Source organism: Nonomuraea insulae, from assembly GCF_042656245.1.
In genome coordinates, this window is the sequence record NZ_JBHSPA010000003.1 from 17,204 (window position 1) to 39,391 (window position 22,188).

Below are 22,188 nucleotides of genomic sequence, written 5' to 3' on the forward strand. Positions count from 1 at the left end.
ACGGTACGGATGCCGATTCCGCCGGCGGATTTCGATGCGATCTTCACGGAAGGCGCGCGTTTTCCATGGCCCAGCGGCGATACGTTGCGTGTCGAGCTGCGTGAGGCGGCAGAATTGCTTCCTACGGGTCGGCTCGTCGCCCGTGACAACGGCATGGGTATTTCGGGGCCGGAGGACGAGACTCAGGCATTCGCACACACCGTGAAAGAGGGCGGTTATGCGGTGGTGCTCGCCATTGCGCGGTTCGAAACGGCGTCCTATGGCGCGCGTCCGAGAGCGGCCGCTGCCAAGGTCGTCATCTCGGGGTGAGACGGTCGTTTCCTGGGAGATGGCGCTGCGGCCTGGTCAGCGGATGGCCGAGCTGGCTGACGACGCGTTCTTCGGATTCGCCGTCGACACCGGCCAGGGATGTTCGGAGAATCCCTGGGCTGAAGAGAGCAGTCGGCCGTGGTTCCGCTTGGCGTGGAACTGTGTTGACAGGGCTGGGGCCTGAGCAATCGCGGCGCGCGTAGGAATTGTCCGGTGATTTATCGCGGCCTCGCTCCTGGTCTATTTCGTCCAGCGGTATCTGACCAGGAATGAGCCCGGCCCCTGAAAGGGAGCCGGGCGGCAGGGCTACATCTGCAGGACGGACAGGATGTTGCCGGCCGGGTCGGTGAACCAGGCGATCGGGGGGCCCTCGCCGCGGGCCACGCCCCGGGCATCCTGGTGCATGCCGTCGTAGCGCTCGAAACGCACCCCCTGTGCCGTCAGCTCGTCCACGGCCTTGTCGATGTCCTCGACCGGGAAGTTGAGGATCGTGAACGTGGCCGGTACGTGCGCGGCGCCCTTCGGATAGACCAGGACCGTGGTGCCGCCCCCGAGGTGCAGTGTCAGGAGGCCGTGCTCCTCGGTGACCCGGATGCCCAGGGTTTCGCCGTAGAACTTCTTCGCGGCCTCGGTGTCGTCGACCGAGAAACCGCTGAACGCCTTTGTCGTGCCGAGCATCGTTCACATCTCCTTGCCGCTGAGCTGGATGATCTGTATGTAGTTGCCGTCCGGGTCGATCGCGGTGGCGAAAAGGCTGCCGTCGCGGTCCTCGAGCTCGGCCAGCCACCGCACGCCCGCCTGCTCCATCCGGGTCACGACGGCCCGGGCGTCCTCGACGTCGAAATTGAGGATGACCCGGCCGGGCTCGGGATTCTTGTCCGCCACGTCCGTCCGCGTGTCGATGAACAGGAAGAACTCCCCGAACTTGAGCACTTGATACCCGTTGACATGGGTCTTCTCCTCCGGTTCGAGCGCGGAGACGTACCAGGTGCTCAGTCGTTCCGGGTCGGTGCTGGACAGCAGCAGGCTGCCGAGTACGGGTCGCTTCATCGCGGGCTCCTTTCGTCGATGTGCAGACTCGGCGCCCGGCGGAAAGTCATCGGTCACAACGAAACAGCGCGGCGCGCCCGGGGAAGGGCACGCCGCGCCGTAGAGGGGGTCAGCCGACGCGGAGCGTGAGGCCGTACACGCCTAGGGCCTCATTGACCGGCTGGTGGTACGTGGTGCCGCCGACAGAGCAGTTGCCCGAGCCGCCGGAGGTGGTGCCCTGGGCCTGGCTGCCCGAGATGAACGAGCCGCCGGAGTCGCCGGGCTCGGCGCACGCGCTGGTGCGGGTCAGGCCGGAGACGGTGCCCTGCGCGTACCTGACGCTGGCGTTGTGCTGCTGGATGGTGCCGCAACGCCAGCCGGTGGTCGAACCGGAGCGGCAGATGGACGAGCCGACCGAGGCCTGGGTGGAGCCGCGTACGGTCACGTTGGCGCCACCGGAGCCGCGCACGTACGGCGTGACGGTGTTGCCGGGGGCCGCGACCCACGCGTAGTCGTTGCCGGGGAAGGACGAGCCCTGGAAGGTGCCCGTCGGGCTGGTGGTCCTGGAGCCGGGCTGGCCGCAGTGGCCCGCGGTGACGAAGCCGGGGGTGGTGCCCCTGGTGACGGAGAAGCCGACGCTGCAGCGGCTGCCGCCGATGAAGTACGCGGCCCCGCCGATGATGTTGATGAACGTCGTCGGCTGCTCAGCCGTCGCCGACACGGTGACCGCGCCCTTGTCCACGCCCGCGGCCGCGACGAGGGCCTGCGCGGCCTCGACGGTGGGAGCCTGGACGGAGACGGTGTTGGTCGTCACGTCGACGAACCAGAGGGCGGCTCCGGCCTTGGCGCGCTTGGGGGCCTGGTCGAGCTGCTGCATGATGCCGTTCAGCTGGCTCATCGGCCGCTGGACGACGACGGGCTGCGCGCCCTGCGCCTCGATGGCCTTGGTGGCCGCCGGGTCGGTGGTCGCGACCAGGAGCTTGGAGGCGTCGCCGTTCAGCCAGGCGCCGCCGAACGAGCCGCCCAGTGCGGTGGTCAGGTTCGATTCGACGCTCGCGGCACGCTCCTCGTTCGCCAGGCGGGTGACGACCTGGGCTTCGGAGAGGCCGAGGTCGCGTTCGAGCGCGTCGATCATGGTGGGGGGTGCTTGGGGCGCCGGTTCGGCCGCGGCCGAGCTGAGGGGGGTGGCCAGGCAGACGGCGAGGGTGATCGCGCCTGCCAGCGCACAGCTCTTACTCAACATGTGCACTCCTCGGGTGGGGGTGCTGTCAAGCTAACGGTTGCTTCGGGTCCTGCTTAGATAGCAAACAGGCCCTATTTCGGTGTTATGGGGCCTTTTTGGCCACTGTCCCGAATGTTGAATTTGCCGCCTTTTCTGCGCACGTCCTGGCACATCGGTAGGGTCCGGTGGCTGGAGGTGTTCTCTGTGCGTAATGGTGTTCGTCATTTGCTCGGCGCCGGCGCAGGACTGCTGGCCACCCCGCTGATCGCGGCGGGTTTTCTCTACTCCTCGAATCTCGCGGAAAGATGGATCGCCCTGGTCGTGCTCGGTGCGTCCATGGTCGTCGTGGGCGTGCTGGCGGGGTCGCGGATCTCGCCCCTCGCCTCGCTGGTGCCGGGGCTGGCCTTCGCGGGCGCGGCGGCGTTCGCGCGCTCGCCCTGGATCGTTCTGATCCAGGCCGAGTACACGAAGACGTACCTGGACCTGATCGACATCTGGGGTCTGACCACGGCGTGCGTCCTGCTGGCCGCCTCGGTCTTCCCCTCCCGGTGGCGGGGGGTCAGGAAGCCCGAGCCGTCCCAGGAGGAGGTCGCCGAGGAGGAGCCGCCGCCGCTGCCCAAGCGGATCCCGTCCCGTTACTGACTCATCAGGACGGCGATGAGCACGTACGGGATGGTCAGGAGCGCGAACGTGACCCCATGCGACGCGTGCGCCGACACCATCCCGTACGCCGTGTAGACCCCGAGCATCACCACGTTCGTGCCCAGCCCGGCGACCGAGGTCACCGTGGCCCGCGCCGGGCCGCTGATCCGCCCCTGGAGACGCGCGTCGGCCAGCACCTGGGCGAGTTGGAACGCCCCGAAGGCCAGGGCGATCGGCACGAACCCGGCCGGGTGCCCGCTGATCGCCCCCGCGGCCATGGCCAGCGCGGCCAGAACGAGGAGCAGGGCGTACATGCGATCGGGCAGGCGCTCGGCGGGCCCCGCCAGCAGGCCGCCCGCCGTGGCGCCGACCCAGGTCAGGAGGATCAGCAGCGGGATCGCGGCCTTGGCCACGCCCATCTCCGCCCCCAGGAAGGGGACGTACTCCTCCAGGGACCCCCAGATCGCCGTCACGAACGCGACCAGCGCGACCCCGCGCGACACGCCGCGATCAGCGCGGGCCAGCGTGATCCCCTCCTTCAGCACCGCCAGGTAATCCCTGGCGGCGCCGGGAGTTCGGTGCTCGGGCAGGGTGAGGGCCGTGAGCGCGCACAGGACGCAGGCCACCACGCTGGCCGCGGCCACCAGGGGATAGCCGCCGGCCGCGAAGACGGGCGAGGCCAGGCCGATCGCCGCCGCGGTGGCGGTCAGGCCGAGGGAGGTGGCCCGGCCCATGACGCCCGCGTAGCGGTGGGACTGACCGCGCCGCTCCAACTCCTCGTACGAGAGCGCCTCGTAAGCCCCCGACACCAGCGCGTCTCCCGCGCCCCACAACACGAACCCGGCCGCGAACACCCAGTACGACGGGAACAGCACCCACAGCGCGAAGCCCAGACCGGTCAGCAACGGGCCCAGGAACAGCAGTAACCGGCGGGAGACGGCGTCGGCCCAGGCGCCGGACGGGATCTCCAGCACCATGCCCGTCATCGACCAGATGACGAACAGGGAGGAGGTCTGGGCGACGGAGAGCCCGGTATCGGCGAACAGCAGCGCGTATACCGGATAGATCAGGATGAATTCGCCGAGGAACGCGTAGGCGTACAACGATGCGACGAGCATGAGACCTTCCAGGGGGAATGAGTGGGGACTCCGAGTGCTCGTCGCCTCGGAGGCCCGCGGCCCCTGGTCGGGACTTAATGTCGCTGGATCATGGAATCGATTCTACGCGGACTTGGCCTCGGGCAGCGGGATCCATTTGTGCGCCCAGGCCACCATTTCGTCCAGCACGGGCCGCAACTCCTGGCCCATCGCGGTCAGGTGGTATTCGACCCGCACCGGCGAGGTGTCCAGCACCCGCCGCTCGATGAGGCCGGCCGACTCCAGCTCGCGCAGGCGCCTGGCCAGCATCGTGTCGTTGATGCCGGGGATGGCCGACTTGAGGTCGGCGTAGCGGTGGGCGCCCTTGAGGATCATGTGGATCACCGCCCCTGACCAGCGTGCGCCGATCAGCTCTAAGGCGATGTGGAAGCGGGTGCAGACAGAGTCCGGGCTCATGGGAACACTCTAGCGTTTGCTAAGAAATGTGTAGCTACTCAATAATGTGTAGTCGCCTCATCGAGCAAGCGTAGGAGCACGTCATGGACAAGCCCGTTCTGCAGGTCGTCGTCGCCAGCAACCGTCCTGGTCGCGTGGGGCGCGGAGTCGCCGACTGGTTCCACGGCAGGGCCGTGGCCGCCGGCCTCTTCGAGGTGGAGCTGGTCGACCTGGCGGAGGTGGGGCTGCCGTTCATGGACGAGCCCCACCACCCCAGGCTGCGGCAGTACGTGAACGCGCACACCAAGGAGTGGAGCGCCACCGTGGACCGGGCGGACGCGTTCGTGTTCGTGACGCCCGAGTACAACCACAGCTTCACCGCCGTGCTGAAGAACGCCCTGGACTACCTGCACCACGAGTGGAACCACAAGCCGGCCGGGTTCGTCAGCTACGGCGGCGTCTCCGGCGGCACCCGCGCCGTGAACGGCCTGCGCCAGGTCGTCAGCACGCTGAAGATGGTGCCGGTGCTGGAGGCGGTGAACATCCCGTTCGTGGCGCAGTCCCTGGACGAGGACGGCACGCTGCACCCCAGCGACGTGACGGACGCCGCCGCCGGCACCATGCTCGCCGAGCTGGCCAAACTCACCGGCGCGCTGCGCGCGATGCGGTTGTCGGAGGCCTGAGCTACGCTGCCGGACGTGGCAGCGGCGGTTTGCGTGGTGGTCCGATACCGCAAGGCGGTGACGTATGGCGTGCACGCGCTGCTCGCCGCCCTGGAGACGGCGGGAGTCGAGCACGAGCTGCGGCTCGGCACCACCCCCGAGGAGACCGCCGGGCACATCGTGGCGAGCGACGCCGGCCGGGTGCTCGTGTTGTGGTCGTTCTACTCGCCCGACGCCGAGGCCATGGCCGCCGAGCTGGCCACCGTCCGGTCGCTGAGCGGCGGGCGGGGCCTGCACATCGCGGGCGGCGTGCACGCGACCGCCGAGCCGCAGCAGGTCATCGACGCGGGGTGGGATCTGGCGGGCGTCGGTGAGGGCGAGTCGACGATCATCGCCCTCGTACGCGCTCTCCAGCGGGACGAGCCGCTCACCTCGGTCCCCGGGCTGGCGATCAAGGATGCCGACGGGGTCGCGTTGCGCACCAGACCGGCGCCGCAGCTTCCGCTCGACGCCTACCCGTCGTTCGCCGGCCGCAACGGGCCGATCGAGATCACCCGTGGCTGCCGCTACACCTGCCGGTTCTGCCAGACGCCGTTCATGTTCGGCGGCCAGTTCCGGCACCGGTCGGTCGCCAGCGTGCGCGAGCACGTGCGCGGCATGGTCGGCAGAGGACTGCGCGACGTGCGGTTCATCACGCCGACCTCGCTCTCCTACGGCTCACCAGGGCCCGAGCCCGATCTGTCCGCCGTGGAGGAGCTGCTGGCCGGGGTCAAGGAAGAGCTGCCGCCGCACGGGCGAGTCTTCTTCGGCAGCTTTCCCTCCGAGGTGCGGCCCGAGCACGTCACGCCGGAGGCGATGCGGCTGCTCAAGCGGTACGTGGCCAACGACAACCTGATCATCGGCGCCCAGTCGGGCTCCGACCGGGTGCTGGCCGCGTCCGGGAGGGGGCACGACACCTCGCCCGTGCGCGACGCCGTGCGGATCGCGGTCGAGCACGGGTTCCGGCCGAACGTGGACTTCATCTTCGGCATGCCGGGGGAGTCCGAGCAGGACCAGGCGCAGTCGCTGGCACTCGCCTCCGACCTGGCCGATCTGGGGGCTCGCATCCACACCCATACCTTCATGCCGTTGCCGGGCACGCCGTGGCGCGACGCGGAGCCGGCGTTCATCCCGCTGACGACGATGAGCGAGCTCGATCGGCTGGCCCAGCGTGGTGACGCCTACGGGCACTGGCGCAAGCAGGCCGAGCACGCGGCGCGGCTGGCGGAGACGGCCAGGGCCTACCCGCGAAGGGCTCGCCGGCGGCGCACCGGCTAGCCCTGACGTGAGTCGTCGTCCCCCTCCAGGGAGGACAGGACGCGTTCCAAGGCGTCGCCGACCGGGCGCAGCGCGTGGGAGAACGCGTTGACCAGGGGGCCGAAGATCTCGCTCACCTCGGTCATGAAGTCGGGGTCCTTGGTCTCGGGAGGCGCCCAGCGCATGGCGTCCGCGCTCAGCGTCTCCCACTCCTCGACGACGCCGTCGATGGCGTCGAGCACGTGATCAGGGTCGCTTGGCATGACCGGTCTCCGTGAAATTCCGTGGGGAGGGGTCGATATGTCCACGGTACGTCAAGCGGGGATCGACACGCCCACTCCGCCCCGCGTCTGGGCTCCGAACCGCTGCTTGTCCGCGTTCAGGTCGAGCGGGCGGATGCTGGTGCGGGCGGCGATGATCTCCTCGGTGAGCAGCGCGGCCGGGACCAGCCACGACACCTCGAACTCCAGTCCGTCGGGGTCGCGCGCGTAGAGCGCCTTGGTGGTGCTGTGGTCGGAGGCGCCGACCAGCGCGTCCAGCTCGGCCAGCTTGACCTGTGCGCGCTCCAGCTCCTCCAGCGTGTCCATCTCCCACGCCAGGTGGTAGAGGCCCACGGAGGTGCGCCCGGCCGGGGAAGCGGCCGCCTGCTCGCCGATCTGGAACAGGCCCAGGTCGTGATCGTTCGAGGAGCCGGGAGCCTGCAGGAAGGCGGCGCCCGGCATGCCCATGACGGTTTCGAAGCCGAGTGCCTCCCGGTAGAAGGCGACGCTGCGTTCCACGTCGCGTACGTAGAGGACCGCGTGGTTGAGCCGCTGGACCGGCATCACTCGCCCCTTTCGCCAGGCTTGCGAGCTAAGTATATGAGCGTTCAACTAACCGGAGGAGATTTGCCCGGCCGTCAGGAACACGCTGAAGGGGTAGCGAGCAAAGTGTCGGGCGCAGGCCGTAGCGTTCTCCGGGTACCCGACCAAGGAGAGGCCGATGCACGACACCGAAGAGGCGCTGTTCAGGGCGGTCCACGGGATCGCTGGCCGGTTCGCCGGTCAGCCGGTGCCCGTGGTGATGGACGCGTTGCTGCGCCACCTGCCCAAGGCTCCCGGCCTCCAGGTGACGGAGATCCGCAAGATCGCGGAGGAGATCAGCGTGGGGCGTGACCCTTCGGGCTTGTGAACAAGTGCTTGTGGAGAACTGATCGCCAGGGGAGCATCGAATCATGTACGAGCCAACCCCTGACGATCGATTCACCTTCGGTCTGTGGACGGTCGGCTGGCAGGCGCGCGATCCGTTCGGGGATGCCGCTCGGGCGCCCCTCGATCCCGTCGAGAGCGTGCATCGCCTGGCCGAGCTGGGGGCCTACGGCGTCACCTTCCACGACGACGACCTGCTCGCTGTCGAGCCCGACCGCGACCGCGCTGTCGCGGCGTTTAGGAAAGCGCTTGCCGAGACCGGCATGAAAGTGCCCATGGCCACCACCAACCTGTTCACCCACCCCGTCTTCCGCGACGGCGCCTTCACCAGCAACGACCGTGACGTGCGGCGCTACGCGCTGCGCAAGGTCACGCGCAACCTCGACCTGGCCGCCTCGCTGGGCGCCTCCACCTACGTGTGCTGGGGCGGCCGCGAGGGGGCCGAGTCCGACGCGGCCAAGGACGTGCGTGCGGCGCTCGCGCGCTACAAAGAGGCCCTCGACCTGCTCTGCGACTACGTACGCGAGCGCGGCTACGGCATCCGCTTCGCCATCGAGCCCAAGCTGAACGAACCCCGCGGCGACATCCTGCTCCCGACCATCGGCCACGCGCTGGCGTTCATCGGTGAGCTGGAGCACCCGGAGATGGTCGGGCTCAACCCCGAGGTCGGCCACGAGCAGATGGCCGGGCTCAACTTCGTGCACGGCATCGCCCAGGCGATGTGGCACGGCAAGTTGTTTCACATCGACCTCAACGGCCAGCACGGGCCCCGGTTCGACCAGGACCTGGTCTTCGGACATGGCGATGTGACGAGCGCGTTCTTCCTGGTCGATCTGCTGGAACACGGCGGATACGACGGGCCTCGGCACTTCGACTTCAAGCCCCTGCGTACGGAGGATCCCTCGGACGTATGGGTTTCGGCCACCGCCAATATGCGGACATACCTGATACTCCGCGAGAAGGCCCGAAATTACCGTTCTGATCCAGAAGTTCGTGAAGCGCTACGGGCCTCCCGCGTCGAAGAACTCGGTCTGCCCACCCTCAACCGCGGCGAGACGCTGGCCGATCTCGCGGGCGACGACTTCGACCCCGAGGCAGCGGCACGGCGCGGATACCATTTCACCCATCTGAACCAGCTTGCGCTGGAGCACTTGTTAGGAGTTCGTGGGTGACGCTGGTCGCTGGGGTCGATTCCTCCACGCAGAGTTGCAAGGTCGTCATTCGAGACGCGGAGACGGGCGAGCTGATACGCCAGGGGCGCGCCCCACATCCAGCGGGCACCGAGGTGCACCCCTCCCATTGGTGGAGCGCGTTACTGCTGGCCGTCGAAGAGGCCGGTGGGCTGGACGGCGTGGCCGCCATCAGTGTCGGCGGGCAGCAGCACGGCATGGTCTGCCTAGACGATTCCGGAAATGTCGTACGCGATGCCCTGCTCTGGAACGACACCCGCTCCGCCCAGGCCGCCACCGACCTGACCGCCGAGCTGGGCGGGCCGCAGGCGTGGGCCGAGGGCGTCGGCTCGGTGCCCGTCGCCTCCTTCACGGTGACCAAGCTGCGCTGGCTGGCCGAGCACGAGCCGGACAACGCGCGGCGGACGGCGGCGGTGTGCCTGCCGCACGACTGGCTCACCTGGCGGCTGCTGGGGGCGCTCGGCTCCGGGACGCCGTTCTCGGTGGCGGGCTGGTCGGACGCGCCGCTGCCGCCTCTCGACCGGTTGGTCACGGACCGGGGGGACGCCTCGGGCACCGGCTACTGGTCGCCGGCCTCCGGCTCCTACCGGACAGACCTGCTCAAGGCCGCCTTCGGCGCGGTCCCGCTGCTGCCCAGGGTCCTGGGGCCCGCGGAGAGCGTCACCGCGGGCACGGTGCTGATCGGGCCGGGCACGGGCGACAACATGGCCGCCGCGCTCGGCGTGGGGGCCCGCTCGGGTGACGTCGTGGTCTCGCTCGGGACCTCCGGCACCGTGTTCGCGGTCGCCGAGTCGCCCAGCGCCGACCCCACGGGCGCGGTCGCCGGGTTCGCCGACGCCACGGGGCGCTTCCTGCCGCTGGTGTGCACGCTCAACGCCGCCCGCGTCATGGACGCCGCCGCCCGCATCGCCGGGGTCACGCTCGACGAACTCGGCTCCCTGGCCCTCCAGGCGCCCCCTGGGGCCGACGGGCTGACGCTGGTGCCTTACCTGGAGGGCGAACGCACCCCCAACCGTCCCACCGCCACCGGCTCCGTCCACGGGCTCACCCTGGCCACCTCGACCCCGGCCCACCTGGCCAGGGCGGCCATCGAGGGCATGCTCTGCGGCCTCGCCGACGCCCTGGACGCGCTCGCGCTCCGGCCCGAGCGGGTGCTCCTGATCGGCGGCGCCGCCCGTTCCGAGGCCGTACGCCGGATCGCCCCGACCGTCTTCGGCGTGCCGATCACCGTCCCGCCCCCCGCCGAGTACGTCGCCGACGGGGCCGCCTACCAGGCGGCGACGCTGGTGGCCACGCCGTCCTGGCAGTCGGGCGACACGGCCACGTACGAGGGCGCCGCCATCCCCTCCATCCGCGACCGCTACGCCCGCGCCACAACCCACATCCTCGACTGACCCACCCCGTCCCACCCACCCCTGAGGGCCCCCGGCCTTCGGGGGTGCGCCTTTTGCGAGCCCCGCAACCATGTCGGTGCTGGGGTGCTGGGGTGCTGGGGTGCTGGGGTGCTGGGGTGCTGGGGTGCTGGGGTGCTGGGGTGCTGGGGTGCCGGGGTGCCGGGGCGGCTCAGGGATGTCTCAGGGTCGCATGGGCGGCGATTCAGCCTTGGACGGGCAACGTGGGCTCGCGTAACGGTGGCGCGCCACTGAAGGGCTCAGAGGCCGTTTCCTGGAGGGCCCTCAGCCGGAGTGCGGCGGGTGGTGGACCACGGCAGCGCGTAAAGGATGGATGACTAATCAGGGTCGGGTCAGGGGCGGGTCGGGGTGGGAGCCGGATGTGGGAGGACCCGCGCAACCAGCAAAGTAGCCCCATGACCGCAAAGAGGCTCTACCCCCTGATCGCCTGTGCCTCGATCGTGTTCGCGGTGGTCGCCGTCGTGGCGGGCCAGTTCGGCCCCGACCCCTACCTCGACCCCATGAACATCACCATCAGCGAGTACGCCGTGTCCGACCGCGGGGGCGTCACGGAGATCGCGATGGCGGTGCTGGGCATCGGTTCCCTGGCCTTGCTGGCCGGGTTGCGGGCCGCGGGGGCGCCCGTACGGGGGATGCCGGAGCGGTTGCTGATGGTGTGGTCGGGCGCCCTGGTGGTAGCCGCGATGATCCCGACCACACCCATCGGCCAGGACCTCGACCTGGCGGCCCAGATCCACAGGTACGTCTCCGTAGCCGCCTTCGTGAGCCTCCCGGCCGCGGGCGCGTTGCTGGTGCCCAGGCTGGGCGCGGACGAGGCGTGGAAGCCCGTGGCGCGGGTGGTGGAGTGGGTGGCGCTGGCCGGGGGGTTCGGGTTGCTGGCGATCACGTACGTGGCCATGCCGGGCGAGCGGGTGATGATCGGGCTCGTCGAGCGGTTGTTGCTGGGGGCGGAGGTGGCGTTGCTGGCGGTGCTCGCCGGATGGCTCGTGCGGCTGGCGTGGATCAAGAGCCGCCCGAAGGCCGCAAATTTCCCGACATATCACAGATTTATCGCTAGTCGATCTTAAAACCATCTGTTTCGGTGCTATTCTCTCCCGCGATCTTCTATCCGGGAGCAGGTGTCATGGCATCGGGCAGATCCATCAGATTCAAGATCTCGACGCTGCTCGTCATCCCCTTGATCTCCCTGATCGCGCTGTGGGGCTTCGCCGCGAGCACGACGTCGGGCGAGGCGTTGAACCTGCTCAAGGTCGAGACGATCTGGACCGGCATCATCAACAACGCCGACGGCCTGGTCGGTAACCTCCAGGCGGAGCGCCTGGCCTCGGCCGAGCGGATCGCGGGCACGGCGACCGACACGGACGCGCTGGCCCAGGCCCGGGCCAAGGTGGATGGCAACAACAAGAAGCTGCGTCAGCAGGCGGCGGCCGAGGACACCCAGGCCGCGCTCACCCCGGACATGAAGACGCAGCTCCAGACGGTCTTCGCGACGATCGACCGGCTGCCCGACATCAGGGGCAAGGTGGATGAGCGCCGGCTCACCCCGGGCGGCCTCGTCACGGAGTACGCGAAGATCTCCGACGAGATCCACCTCCTGTACTCCCGCCTGACGGTCAGCACCGACCTCGAACTGGCGCTCCAGGCGCAGGGCCTGATCTCCGCCGACGAGGTACGCGAGCTGCTGTCCCGCGAGCACGCCCTGGTCATCGCCTCCAACGGCAAGGCCGACATGCACGACGTCCACATGTTGTCCGGCATCGACGGCACCAGGACGTACCTCTTCCCCAAGGCCCTGGCCAACCTCGACACCGAGCTGCGCGCCCCGTTCGAGAAGCTGTACTACTCGCCCCGCTACGTCACCATGGAGAACCTCCTGGAGGCGTACATCGCCGGGCAGCCCCTGGACGTCGACCTCTGGCGGGGCATCTCCGACCAGGTGCAGAAGGAGTACCGCGAGGCCGTCTGGCGCACCGGCGACAAGCTGCTGGCCAGGATGGAGCCGGCGGGCGTGGGCGTCGTGGTGCGGGCCGCCATCGCCGGCCTGCTGGGGCTGATCGCGGTCGTGTTCTCGGTGGTCATCTCGATCAAGGTCGGCCGGCGGCTCACCCGCGAGCTGGGGTCGCTGCGGCGTACCGCGCTGGACCTGGCGGAGATCAGGCTGCCGGACGTCGTGACCAAGCTGCGCAAGGGCGAGAGCGTGGACATCGCGGCCGAGGCCCCGCCCATCGAGGTGGACCAGAAGGCGACCAGCGAGGTCAGGGACGTCGCGGCGGCGTTCGACAGCGTGCAGAGCACGGCCGTGGACGCGGCCGTCGAGCAGGCCAGGCTGCGCGAGGGCGTCTCCGAGGCGCTGCGGAACCTGGCCAGGCGCAGCCAGTCGCTGTTGCAGCGCCAGCTCAGGCTGCTCGACGAGATGCAGCGCCAGACCGAGGAGCCGGAGGCGCTGGAGCGGCTGTTCAAGCTCGACCACCTGACCACCCGCATGCGCCGCCACGCCGAGGGCCTGGTGCTGCTGTCGGGTGGCTCGGCGGGCCGCAGGTGGCGCGGCGCCATCGCGATGGAGGACGTGCTGAGCGGTGCGGCGGCGCAGGTGGAGGAGTACACGCGGGTACGCGTCTACCCGATGCCCGAGTGCGGCGTCTCCGGCGCCGCGGTGGCCGACCTCATGCACCTGTTCGCCGAGCTGATCGAGAACGCCACCACCTTCTCCTCGCCCAACAACGAGGTCTCCGTGCACGGAGAGATGGTCGGCAGGGGCTTCGCCGTCGAGATCGAGGACCGCGGTCTGGGCATGGACGAATCCACCCGCAAGGCGCTCAACGAGCGCCTGGCCAGCCCGCCGGAGTTCGACCCGTCGCAGACGGAGCGGCTGGGGTTCGCGGTGGTCGGCATGCTCGCGACCAGGCACGGGGTGAAGGTGACGGTCAAGCCGTCCCCGTACGGCGGCACCACGGCGATCGTGCTCGTCCCGGCCTCGCTGGTCGAGCCCCTGGCGTCGCCGGAGCAGCCGCTGGAGTTCGAGTCGGTGTCGGTGTCGGTGGTGCGGTCGGACCCGACGGGGCCGGGGGAGCTGCCGCGCCGGGTTCGTACCAGTAAGAGAAACGGCAACGCCGAGAGCCCGATCCCGTCCCAGCCGGCTCCGCACGAGCAGCAGTTGCCGCGCCGCGAGCGGCCCTCCAGCCTGCCGCAACGGGAGGGACCCACCACCAGTCTGCCGCAACGGGAGCAGCCCACGACTCTCCCGCAACGGGAGCAGCCGACGACTCTGCCGCAACGGGAACGGCAGACCGGGCTGCCGCAGCGGCTCAGGCAGGCGCCGCCCCCCGCGGCGCCGCTCGAGGAGCGCTCGCCTGAGGAGGCCAGGGCGCTGCTCTCCTCGCTCCAGACCGGCTGGCAGCGCGGGCGGCAGGAAAGCGACCAGGATGGGGGATCTGAATCGTGAGCCGCGAGCACGAGTGGGTCGACGATGAGGCGGGGCCGGTCGTGCGGCCGTACGCGGTCGCGCGCGGACGGACCAGATCCGCCTCCTCCGAGGTCGACCTGCTGGCGACCGTCGTCTCGACGGGGCTGCCCGCCCCGGCCCAGGCGGAGCTGAGCACGCAGCACCGGCGGCTGCTGAGCGCCGTGGCGGCGCAGAACAGGCCGGTCGTCGAGATCGCCTCGGAACTCGGCCTGCCCGTCGGCGTCGTACGGGTCCTGCTGGGAGACCTGCTGGAGCACGGCCTGGTGTCGGTGCGCCCGCCGCTCGACAAGGCCGCCGCCCCCTCGGAGAGCCTGCTCCGCGAGGTCATCAACGGCCTGAGAGCGCTCTAGTTCAGTTCGCCGAGGTGAGCGTCCTCAGCGAGTGCTCGACCAGCGTGATCATGACCTCCTTGGCCGAGGTCCGCCGCCGCACGTCGCAGAGCATGACCGGGACGTTGTCGTCCAGGTCGAGCGCGATGCGTACGTCCTCCACACTGTGCCGGTTCGCGCCGTCGAAGCAGTTGACGGCCACCACGAAGGGCGTGCCGCGCTGCTCGAAGTAGTCGACGGACGGGAAGCAGTCGGTCAGCCGCCGGGTGTCGGCGATCACGACCGCGCCCAGAGCGCCGTGGGACAGCTCGTCCCACATGAACCAGAACCGCTCCTGACCCGGCGTGCCGAACAGGTAGACGACCAGCCCTTCGCGGATCGTGATGCGGCCGAAGTCCATCGCCACGGTCGTGGTGTTCTTGGTTTCGACGCCGTCGAGGTCGTCGATGCCGATCCCGCGGTCGGAGAGCACCTCTTCCGTGCGCAGCGGCTTGATCTCGCTGATCGACCCGACCAAGGTGGTCTTGCCGACGCCGAACCCCCCTGCGATCAAGATCTTGAGCGCGACGGGGTCCTCAGAGAGCACGGAGTCCATTGATCACTTCCTTGAGAATGCGCTCATTCGACCGCGACCCTCCTGCGGAGGGCGACGTCACCGAGATGAGGCCGTGGTCACGCATATCACCGAGTAAGACCCGGATGACGCCGACGGGCAGATCGAGCTCGACGGCCAGGTCGGCCACCGAGATCGGACTACGGGCTGCCCGCAGGATGAGCTGCTGCTCGGGGCCGTGCTCGCCAGGTGATTCCGCCAGGGCGCGCACGGTGGCCACGAGGTCGAACGCGTCTCCTGAGGAGCGCGTCCGGCCGCGGATGAGCGCGTAGGGCCGGACTATCGGCCCCGCGTCCTCATCGAACCACTGCGGGCTATCGCTCATGACGCTCCAGCGCGTGGATTGGTGGTGATGTGCTGGCCAACCCGCTTGACCAGCATGGCCATCTCATAGGCGATCTGGCCGACGTCCACGTTCGCATCGGCGATCACGGCCAGGCAGGTGCCCTGGCCCGCCGCGGTGACGAACAGGAACGCCGACTCCATCTCCACAATGGTCTGGCGCACCTCGCCGCCGCCGAAATGGCGTCCTGTCCCCCTGGCCAGGCTCTGGAACCCGGCCGCCACCGCCGACAGGTGCTCGGCGTCCTCGCGGCTCAATCCCTGGGAATAACCCACCGCCAAGCCGTCGGTCGACAGGACGACCGCTTGGCGCACGGCCGCGACCCTCGTCGCCAGGTCGTCCAGCAGCCAGTTCATCTCACCGGAGTTGGTGGTCGGCGCAGTCATGCATCCCCCTTACTCATGGGCCCCTCCTCAGAGGCTTCTTCTCGGGCGCGTTGGGCTCCCCGCTGGAAGGCGGAGAACAGGTCGCGTACCTCGTCGGGAGAGCGTTTGGCCTGCTGCTCCGGCTCAGGCGGTGATTCTTCCTTGAGCTGCGGCGCCAGATTGGCCTGGCGCACTCGCCTGGGCAGTCCGGCATGGGTGCCCGAGGTGACGACCGCGAGCGCCTTCTTTCTGGTACGGCTGGGCAGCGCGGCCTTCCCGTCGCCGCCGGCCGCCTCCAGCGCGCTCTGCTCGGCCACGATCGAGCGCGGCGCCAGCACGATGGCGGTGGTGCCGCCGAAGGGCGAGCGGCGCAGCAGCACCCTGATCCCGTGCCGCTCGGCGAGCTTGGCGACCACGAACAGGCCCAGCCGGTCGCTGTCGGCCAGGTCGAACTCGGGCGGGTTGCTCAGCAGGGCGTTGAAGACGGCGTACTCGTCGGGCATCAGCCCCAGCCCGCGGTCCTCGACCTCGATGGCGTAGCCGTTGCTCACCAGGTCGCCGCGTACTTGGACTGTGGTGTCCGGCGGCGAGTAGATGGTGGCGTTCTCGACCAGTTCGGCCACCAGGTGGGTGAGGTCGGCCGCGGCGGTGCCGTCGATCGCGGTGACCGGCATCGGCTCCACGGCGACCCGGGTGTAGTCCTCGACCTCGGCGACCGCGGCGCGGACGATGTCGATCACGGGCACCGGCTTGCGCCAGGAGCGTGCGGGCGCGGCGCCGGACAGGACGACCAGGCTCTCGGCGTGCCGCCGCATGCGGGTGGTCAGGTGGTCCAGCCGGAAGAGCTCCTCCAGCTTGTCGGGGTCGTGCGTACGCCGCTGCATGGCGTCCAGCAGCGCGAGCTGGCGGTGCAGCAGGCCCTGCTTGCGCCGGGCGAGGTTGACGAAGACCTGGCCGACCCCGCGCCGCAGCGCTGCCTGGCCGACGGCCGCGCGCACGGCGGTGCGCTGCACGGAACCGAAGGCCCTGGCCACGTCGGTGATCTCGGCGGAACCGCTCACCTTGATCGTCCTGGCCTCCTTCCGCACGTCGATGTCCTCGCCCCTGCGCAGCCGCGCCACGATGTCGGGCAGCCGCTCCTGCGACAGCTCGACCGCGGCGCCACGCAGCCCGGCCAGCTCTCCGGCCAGACGACGACCGAAGCGTACCGAGATGATGATCGACGCGAGCACGGCGATCAAACCGACGCCGCCGGCGACGGAGATCTCGACCACGGTGGAGGTGGCCGCGTCGGACGTGCGGGCGGCCAGGGTGTCGGAGGAGGCCACGCCGATGTCGTCGAGGCGCGAGGTGAGCTTGTCCATGGCGTCGTGCCAGGACTCGGCGTCGGGGGGCGGCGCGCCGGTCTTGATGACCCGGGATTCCATGGTGGCGAAGGAGAGGAACGGCTCGGTGGCGAAGACCCGCTCGTACGGCCCGCGCAGCGACACGTCGAGCCCCGCCAGGCCGCGTGAGTGCAGGAACTTCCTGGAGGCCGCGTACTCGGTGAAGGCCGCCGTCTCCGGCTCGGTGAGCCGCCGGTCGGTCAGGGCCCCGATGATGAGGGCGTGCTCCCTGGCGATGTACTCCCTGGCCATGCCCATGGCCTGCAACGACGACGCCTGCTGGAAGATCTGCAGGTCGGAGACGGAGACCAGGTGGTCGTAGAGCTGGAAGATCGCGTCGAGGAGATGGTTGTACTCGTTCAGCCCGTCCAGCCGGGAGCTGAGGCCGTTGTCGATGTCGCCGCGGATCGAGCCGAGTCTGTCAAGGGCGCTGTTCAGGTCGCGGAGCGGCAGGTCCACATTGTCACCGGCGGAGACGCCGGCATCGGTGACGGCCTGTCTGAACTCTGTCACGGCCCTGTCGGTACGGGCGCGCTGCGCGCCGAGCACCTCGGTGAGTTCACGCGTTGTGAGCGCCTCCGCGGAGCGCACCCGCTCGGCCTGTAGCTGAAGTCCCAGGTCGGTGGAGGTGACGCCGATGGTCCGGTAGAGGGTGTTCGCGCGGAGCAGCGACTGGGCGTCGCCCATCGTGAGATTGAGGACGAAACCCCAGAGCGCGCTCAGAGACAGGAGGGGTAGCAGCAGCAATAAGAAGATCTTGAACCGAATTGACCGGTTTCGCGAGCCCATGTCCCAACCTCGAGTCGGGGGCATTTCCACACCTTGTGTAAATACACCTCCGGAAGATCGCACAGGAGACTAGCACCGATTATGCTCCCGGCGCAGTGGGAGGAAGGCGTTCATTACCGTGATTATTGGGACAAGATCTCGCGGTCACGGGGGGCCGCGGCGACGATCGTCCACAGCCACACGAGCGCGACCAGCGAGATCACGATGAGTCCCGCCCAGTTCAGCAGTGTGTAAACGTGCACCTGCCACTCCGTCACGTGTGGCACGCGCCCGATCCTCAGCAACTCGAACTGCCACTGCCGGCCGGTCAGCACGAGCGTGATGGCGATGGCGATGGCGCTCATCGAGTCCCACAGGGCGTGCAGCAGCGAGACGCCGAGATAGCTCAGCACGACAGGAGCGGTGAGCGCGCCGCCCGCGGCGAACAGCGCCCCGCCGAGGATCGCGGTCCACAGGCCGTGCCCGACCGGGGTCAGGATGCCGCGCAGCACCTCGGTCTCCACCAGTTGGCGCAGCGACAGGCCGTCGGCGGTGAACAGGGCGTTGAAGGCGTACCCGGCGCTCTCGAAGGCGGCGAAGCCGAAGCCGACGGTCGCGCCGAGCACCACGCCGTCCCTGGTCGAGCGCTTGACCATGTGCCTGGTGACGAACATCAGGGCCGCCAGCTTGACGCCCTCCTCGATCAGGCCGACGAGCACGTACATGGTGATCGACGGCCTGATCAGCCAGTTCTCCAGCAGCGAGGCGCCGAGCACGCCCAGCACGCCGCCCACCACGAACGCCATGAACAGCCGCTCGACCGTCACCCCCGGCGAACGCGCCCGCCCGTACGCCCAGACCACGAACGTCACCGGCACCAGGAAACTGCCGAACAGCACCACGGTGGGCACCAGGTTGGAGTTCCCGGTCCAGCCGGTGACGCCGACCGTGGCCAGCCACAGGACGAGCCCGGTCAGGAAGATCCGCAGCCAGAGTCTCCTCATCGTGACAACTCCTCGACCGCTCGCACCTCGGAGCCGGGCCCGGCGTCGGAGCCCGCGATCGCGATCCGGCCGAACCGCCCGCGCGCCGCGTCCGAGGGGAACGGCCCGTCCGGGTAGAACGCGTGCCAGGGCCGGCAGTACTCGGGCGGGAGCGCGTGCCCCCACCGGTGCACGGTGATCGCCGCGATGTCCCCGCCGGGGTCGAACCCGACCGGGCCGAGCAGCCGGGCGAGCTGGTCGCGGACGGTGTGCTCCAGCATCTCGTACGACGTCGCGAACAACTCCCGCCGCCCCGCCACCGACCCCGCCACGGGCCCCAGCTCGGACCGGCACGGCGTGGCCAGCAGCCGCACGCCGTCCGGGGGCGTGAACTCGCACCAGCACCAGTAGGCCCCGGTCCACCGCACCCGCCGCACACCCAGCCGCCGCCACGCCCCCGGGTCGCGCAACCGCACCGCGGCCTCCACCAACGGCACCCGCACAGCCTGCCGCAACGCCGCCCGCCGCCCGTCAGGCAGCCCCGGCACCAGGTACGGGACCACCGCGCTCCAGCAGGCCAGAATCACCGCCTGCGCCCCGACGGTCATGACCCGGTGCCCGTCGAAGTACGCCACGACCCCGTCGCGCACGGACACCACGGGGCTGGACAACCGCACCCGCGCCCGCCCGTCCAGAGCGAGGGCCTGCGGCGGGCCTCCCTGCCCGCGCACGGTGGGCGAGTTGAACCTGGAGAGCTTCTCCCGATCGAGCCCGAGCCCGCCGAACCCCGGATACCCGGTGCCCCAGGCGTCGATGGCCCCGAACGCCCGCGTGTCGTACCCCCACTCGGGGCTCGACATCGTCCGGCAGAACCGCTCCACGTCCGGATGCGCCCCGCACACCTCCCGCAGGAACTCCGAGTACGTCAGCCCCGCCAGCCGCTCCTGCTTGTCCTCCGCCGAGAGCCCGGGGAACCAGTCGGGCGGATCGTCACGCAGCAGTTCCCGCCCGGAGAACGGCAACCGCTCGGCCCATCCGGGTGAGGAGGTTCTGACCAGCGTGTCCGTACCGTAGCTCGCCGCGTCGCACATCACGGCGTCGGCGCGGACCCGCCTCCGCGCCGGCGCCCGGACGCCCAGCTCGTCGTGATTGTCCAGAACGAGCACCCGGTCGCGCGGATGGCGGCGCAACCACTCGGAGGCCGCGCTCACTCCACTGCGCCCACCGCCGACCACCACCAGGTCGTAACTCTCCCCCGTCGGCACCTCGGGGCCCGCGTGTTCCCAGAAGCGGCCGTCCCGCAGCGCGTGCGGCACGCTGAGCGCCTCACCGGTGTCCCCGCGCACGGTGAAGGCCGCGGGCGGGTCCGCGGCCGCCTCGGCTTTCCCAGGCGTGCCGCCCGCGATCACGCATCCCACGGCTATGCCGTCGAAGAAGTCCCTGCGGGTAATAGGCAGATCCATCCCGAGATCGCGCGAAGACAGGCTCATGGCGCGATCATCAGCAGTGCGGAGAAAAGCCGCACAGTGCCGCGCAGTGCCCCGGGAAACATTTTGCGCGCCCTATTACCGCGAATGCCGGTTTGGAGTAGCGTCCGGAATATCACGACGGGGGGAGTCCGGTGGTCGGCAGGCAGGGCAGGGTCACAGGACGGATCGGCCCGGGGCTCGTCGGCGAAGTCATGATCCCTGTCAGGGGCGGCGTGGAGGCTTTCTACGCCCATCCCAGCGTGTCCGACGAGGAGTTCTCCCTCGGTTCCATCGTGGTCGTGGTCGAGTATTTCCCCCCGCGGACCGTGTACGTGGTCAGAGCACTCGTTTAGGGAGGGCCCGATGTCCCCCGAGATCTACTTCCTGGCCGGCGGCATCATCGCCGCGGGCGTCGTTCTCATCCTGCTGTTCAAGGCCGTTTGGCGGGTCGCCGAGCCCAACGAGGCCCTGATCATCTCCGGCCTCGGCGCCCGCCGCCGCGGTGAGGCCGGCCTGGACAGCCTCGGCTTCAAGATCATTACTGGCAAGGGCGCGGCGGTGCTGCCCGGCTTCCAGACCTCCAGGCGGCTGCGGCTGGACACCAGGGCCGCCAACCTCCAGGTCTCCTGCGTCACCCAGCAGGGCATACCCGTGCACATCCGCGGTGTGGTGATCTACAAGGTCGGCGACGACCTGGCCTCGATCGCGAACGCCGCCCGCCGCTTCCTCGACCAGCAGGACTTCATGACCAGCGCGATCCACGAGCTGTTCACCGGTCACCTGCGCTCGATCATCGGCAACCTCACCATCGAGGACCTGATACTCAACCGCGAGCGCCTGACCAGCGAGACCAGGGCCTCGGCCGCCGACGAGATGAGCAAGCTGGGCCTGATCGTGGACTCCCTGCAGATACAGGAGATCGACGACGAGACCGGCTACATCGTCAACCTGGGCAAGCCGCACGCCGCCAGGGTCGCCGCCACCGCCCGCATCGCCCAGGCGCAGCGCGACCAGGAGGCCACCGAGGCCGAGCAGGTCGCCGCCGCCCACATGGCGGCGGCCCGCCGCGACGCCAGGATCAAGGAGGCCTCCTACCAGGCCGAGATCGACCAGGCCCAGGCCACGGCCCGCCAGGCGGGCCCGCTGTCGGAGGCCAGCGCCCGCCAGGAGGTGGTGGTCCAGGAGACCAGGGCCGCCGAGCTGGAGGCCCAGCTCGCCGAGCAGCGGCTCCAGTCCCAGGTGCGCAAGCCCGCCGACGCCAAGGCGTACGAGACCGTCACCCTCTCCCAGGCCGAGCGCGACGCCCGCATCGCCCAGGCGCAGGCCGAGGCCAGGGAGACAGAGCTGCGCGCCGCCGCGCAGGCCAGCCAGGTCAAGCTGGCCGCCGCCGCGGAGGCCGAGTCCGTACGGCTGCGCGGCGAGGCCGCGGGAGCCGCCACCAAGGTCACCGGCGAGGCGGAGGCCCAGGCCGCCCAGGCCCGCGGGCTGGCCGGCGCCGCGGCGGCCAAGGCGCTGGGCCTGGCGGAAGCCGAGGCGGCGCAGGCCAAGGGCCTGGCGGAGGCGCAGGCGATCAAGGCCCGCGCCCAGGCGCTGAAGGAGAACCAGGAGGCCGTCATCGCCCAGCAGCTCGCCGAGAAGTGGCCGGAAATCGTCGAGGCGGGCGCGAAGGCGTTCGGGAACGTCGACCACATGGTGGTGCTGAACGGCGCCCAGGGCATCGAGGAAATGCTGGCCAAAGCCCTCACGCTCGGCGGCACCGGATTGGGCCTGGCCAGATCCCTGATCAACGGCGGCTCCCCGAACGGCGGCGAACCGGAAATCATTCGTAAAACCACTGAATCCCGCGAATAGCGACGTTACTCGGCCTCTTACTCTCCGCTTCCTCTAGCGTTTGGAACAATGCCGCTGGAGTGAATTGGAGAGCCCATGCATAAAGCATTTTCCAGCATATTCGCGAGCACTCTGGTCATCGCCGGATGTTCGTCGTGC

General features: G+C 69.7%; 26 protein-coding genes. 13 read left to right on the forward strand and 13 right to left on the reverse strand.

Annotated features, from left to right (window positions below):
- Positions 1-9: 9 nt before the first annotated feature.
- Complete coding sequence (locus ACFPZ3_RS00540; RefSeq protein ID WP_379511885.1) at positions 10-309, forward strand: DUF4241 domain-containing protein; 300 nt, start codon at positions 10-12, stop codon at positions 307-309.
- A gap of 43 nt (positions 310-352) precedes the next feature.
- Positions 353-493 (forward strand): hypothetical protein, encoded by a 141-nt coding sequence (locus ACFPZ3_RS00545; protein ID WP_379511886.1) that lies wholly within the window; start codon positions 353-355, stop codon positions 491-493.
- Positions 494-615: 122 nt separating this feature from the next.
- Here the strand turns inward: ACFPZ3_RS00545 and ACFPZ3_RS00550 are convergent, their stop codons facing one another.
- The 3 genes from ACFPZ3_RS00550 to ACFPZ3_RS00560 all read right to left on the reverse strand — a co-directional run bounded on the left by ACFPZ3_RS00550 (position 616) and on the right by ACFPZ3_RS00560 (position 2,581).
- The gene (locus ACFPZ3_RS00550; protein WP_379511887.1) at positions 616-987 is read right to left on the reverse strand and encodes a VOC family protein; all 372 of its coding nucleotides are present in this window, start codon (positions 985-987) and stop codon (positions 616-618) included.
- A 3-nt stretch (positions 988-990) separates the two neighbouring features.
- Positions 991-1,359: a VOC family protein gene (locus ACFPZ3_RS00555; protein ID WP_379511888.1), complete on the reverse strand. Its 369-nt coding sequence runs from the start codon at positions 1,357-1,359 to the stop codon at positions 991-993.
- 109 nt (positions 1,360-1,468) lie between these two features.
- Positions 1,469-2,581, reverse strand: a complete 1,113-nt coding sequence (locus tag ACFPZ3_RS00560; protein WP_379511889.1) for a S1 family peptidase — start codon at positions 2,579-2,581, stop codon at positions 1,469-1,471.
- Positions 2,582-2,764: 183 nt separating this feature from the next.
- Here ACFPZ3_RS00560 and ACFPZ3_RS00565 point away from each other — a divergent pair, with 183 nt between their 5' ends.
- Positions 2,765-3,202, forward strand: coding sequence for a hypothetical protein (locus ACFPZ3_RS00565; RefSeq protein ID WP_379511890.1), 438 nt, complete (start codon positions 2,765-2,767; stop codon positions 3,200-3,202).
- On the opposite strand, the gene ACFPZ3_RS00570 is transcribed toward ACFPZ3_RS00565, so the two are convergent.
- Positions 3,196-4,320, reverse strand: a complete 1,125-nt coding sequence (locus tag ACFPZ3_RS00570) for an MFS transporter (RefSeq protein ID WP_379511891.1) — start codon at positions 4,318-4,320, stop codon at positions 3,196-3,198. The two genes, ACFPZ3_RS00565 and ACFPZ3_RS00570, sit on opposite strands and share 7 nt — an antisense overlap.
- Before the next feature lie 102 nt (positions 4,321-4,422).
- Complete coding sequence (locus ACFPZ3_RS00575) at positions 4,423-4,755, reverse strand: winged helix-turn-helix transcriptional regulator (RefSeq protein WP_379511892.1); 333 nt, start codon at positions 4,753-4,755, stop codon at positions 4,423-4,425.
- Between the two features lie 83 nt (positions 4,756-4,838).
- Here ACFPZ3_RS00575 and ACFPZ3_RS00580 point away from each other — a divergent pair, with 83 nt between their 5' ends.
- Together ACFPZ3_RS00580 and ACFPZ3_RS00585 are read left to right on the forward strand one after the other, a co-directional pair.
- Complete coding sequence (locus ACFPZ3_RS00580) at positions 4,839-5,417, forward strand: NADPH-dependent FMN reductase (RefSeq protein WP_379511893.1); 579 nt, start codon at positions 4,839-4,841, stop codon at positions 5,415-5,417.
- A 15-nt stretch (positions 5,418-5,432) separates the two neighbouring features.
- Positions 5,433-6,713, forward strand: coding sequence for a TIGR04013 family B12-binding domain/radical SAM domain-containing protein (locus tag ACFPZ3_RS00585; RefSeq protein ID WP_379511894.1), 1,281 nt, complete (start codon positions 5,433-5,435; stop codon positions 6,711-6,713).
- On the opposite strand, the gene ACFPZ3_RS00590 is transcribed toward ACFPZ3_RS00585, so the two are convergent.
- Both ACFPZ3_RS00590 and ACFPZ3_RS00595 read right to left on the reverse strand, forming a co-directional pair.
- Positions 6,710-6,955 carry a hypothetical protein gene (locus ACFPZ3_RS00590; protein ID WP_379511895.1) on the reverse strand — a complete coding sequence of 82 codons (246 nt, stop codon included), beginning with the start codon at positions 6,953-6,955 and terminating at the stop codon, positions 6,710-6,712. The two genes, ACFPZ3_RS00585 and ACFPZ3_RS00590, sit on opposite strands and share 4 nt — an antisense overlap.
- Positions 6,956-7,006: 51 nt before the next feature.
- Positions 7,007-7,516, reverse strand: a complete 510-nt coding sequence (locus tag ACFPZ3_RS00595) for a VOC family protein (protein ID WP_379511896.1) — start codon at positions 7,514-7,516, stop codon at positions 7,007-7,009.
- 157 nt (positions 7,517-7,673) lie between these two features.
- Here ACFPZ3_RS00595 and ACFPZ3_RS00600 point away from each other — a divergent pair, with 157 nt between their 5' ends.
- The 6 genes from ACFPZ3_RS00600 to ACFPZ3_RS00625 all read left to right on the forward strand — a co-directional run bounded on the left by ACFPZ3_RS00600 (position 7,674) and on the right by ACFPZ3_RS00625 (position 14,294).
- The gene (locus ACFPZ3_RS00600) at positions 7,674-7,862 is read left to right on the forward strand and encodes a hypothetical protein (protein WP_379511897.1); all 189 of its coding nucleotides are present in this window, start codon (positions 7,674-7,676) and stop codon (positions 7,860-7,862) included.
- A 43-nt stretch (positions 7,863-7,905) separates the two neighbouring features.
- Positions 7,906-9,051, forward strand: coding sequence for a xylose isomerase (gene xylA, locus ACFPZ3_RS00605; RefSeq protein ID WP_379511898.1), 1,146 nt, complete (start codon positions 7,906-7,908; stop codon positions 9,049-9,051).
- The gene (locus ACFPZ3_RS00610) at positions 9,048-10,463 is read left to right on the forward strand and encodes a xylulokinase (RefSeq protein ID WP_379511899.1); all 1,416 of its coding nucleotides are present in this window, start codon (positions 9,048-9,050) and stop codon (positions 10,461-10,463) included. Before xylA ends, ACFPZ3_RS00610 begins: the two co-directional genes overlap by 4 nt.
- 413 nt (positions 10,464-10,876) lie before the next feature.
- Positions 10,877-11,548 carry a DUF998 domain-containing protein gene (locus ACFPZ3_RS00615; protein WP_379511900.1) on the forward strand — a complete coding sequence of 224 codons (672 nt, stop codon included), beginning with the start codon at positions 10,877-10,879 and terminating at the stop codon, positions 11,546-11,548.
- A gap of 56 nt (positions 11,549-11,604) precedes the next feature.
- The gene (locus ACFPZ3_RS00620; protein WP_379511901.1) at positions 11,605-13,923 is read left to right on the forward strand and encodes a sensor histidine kinase; all 2,319 of its coding nucleotides are present in this window, start codon (positions 11,605-11,607) and stop codon (positions 13,921-13,923) included.
- Positions 13,920-14,294, forward strand: a complete 375-nt coding sequence (locus ACFPZ3_RS00625) for a DUF742 domain-containing protein (protein ID WP_379511902.1) — start codon at positions 13,920-13,922, stop codon at positions 14,292-14,294. The genes ACFPZ3_RS00620 and ACFPZ3_RS00625 overlap by 4 nt, the downstream gene beginning before the upstream one ends.
- Before the next feature lies 1 nt (position 14,295).
- Here ACFPZ3_RS00625 and ACFPZ3_RS00630 read toward each other — a convergent pair whose 3' ends face one another.
- From ACFPZ3_RS00630 to ACFPZ3_RS00655, 6 genes are all read right to left on the reverse strand, one after another.
- Positions 14,296-14,868: a GTP-binding protein gene (locus tag ACFPZ3_RS00630; protein WP_379511903.1), complete on the reverse strand. Its 573-nt coding sequence runs from the start codon at positions 14,866-14,868 to the stop codon at positions 14,296-14,298.
- On the reverse strand, positions 14,849-15,211 hold the full coding sequence (locus ACFPZ3_RS00635) for a DUF742 domain-containing protein (RefSeq protein WP_379511904.1): 363 nt from the start codon (positions 15,209-15,211) through the stop codon (positions 14,849-14,851). The genes ACFPZ3_RS00630 and ACFPZ3_RS00635 overlap by 20 nt, the downstream gene beginning before the upstream one ends.
- Entirely contained in the window at positions 15,208-15,615 is a 408-nt protein-coding gene (locus ACFPZ3_RS00640; protein ID WP_379511905.1) for a roadblock/LC7 domain-containing protein, read from the reverse strand. Before ACFPZ3_RS00640 ends, ACFPZ3_RS00635 begins: the two co-directional genes overlap by 4 nt.
- The gene (locus ACFPZ3_RS00645) at positions 15,612-17,726 is read right to left on the reverse strand and encodes a sensor histidine kinase (RefSeq protein WP_379511906.1); all 2,115 of its coding nucleotides are present in this window, start codon (positions 17,724-17,726) and stop codon (positions 15,612-15,614) included. The genes ACFPZ3_RS00640 and ACFPZ3_RS00645 overlap by 4 nt, the downstream gene beginning before the upstream one ends.
- Before the next feature lie 164 nt (positions 17,727-17,890).
- Positions 17,891-18,751 (reverse strand): PrsW family glutamic-type intramembrane protease, encoded by an 861-nt coding sequence (locus tag ACFPZ3_RS00650; RefSeq protein WP_379511907.1) that lies wholly within the window; start codon positions 18,749-18,751, stop codon positions 17,891-17,893.
- Entirely contained in the window at positions 18,748-20,220 is a 1,473-nt protein-coding gene (locus ACFPZ3_RS00655) for an NAD(P)-binding protein (RefSeq protein WP_379511908.1), read from the reverse strand. The genes ACFPZ3_RS00650 and ACFPZ3_RS00655 overlap by 4 nt, the downstream gene beginning before the upstream one ends.
- Before the next feature lie 131 nt (positions 20,221-20,351).
- On the opposite strand from ACFPZ3_RS00655, the gene ACFPZ3_RS00660 reads away from it, so the two are divergent.
- Together ACFPZ3_RS00660 and ACFPZ3_RS00665 are read left to right on the forward strand one after the other, a co-directional pair.
- Positions 20,352-20,552 (forward strand): hypothetical protein, encoded by a 201-nt coding sequence (locus ACFPZ3_RS00660; protein WP_379511909.1) that lies wholly within the window; start codon positions 20,352-20,354, stop codon positions 20,550-20,552.
- A 10-nt stretch (positions 20,553-20,562) separates the two neighbouring features.
- The gene (locus tag ACFPZ3_RS00665; RefSeq protein WP_379511910.1) at positions 20,563-22,050 is read left to right on the forward strand and encodes an SPFH domain-containing protein; all 1,488 of its coding nucleotides are present in this window, start codon (positions 20,563-20,565) and stop codon (positions 22,048-22,050) included.
- Positions 22,051-22,188: the final 138 nt, after the last annotated feature.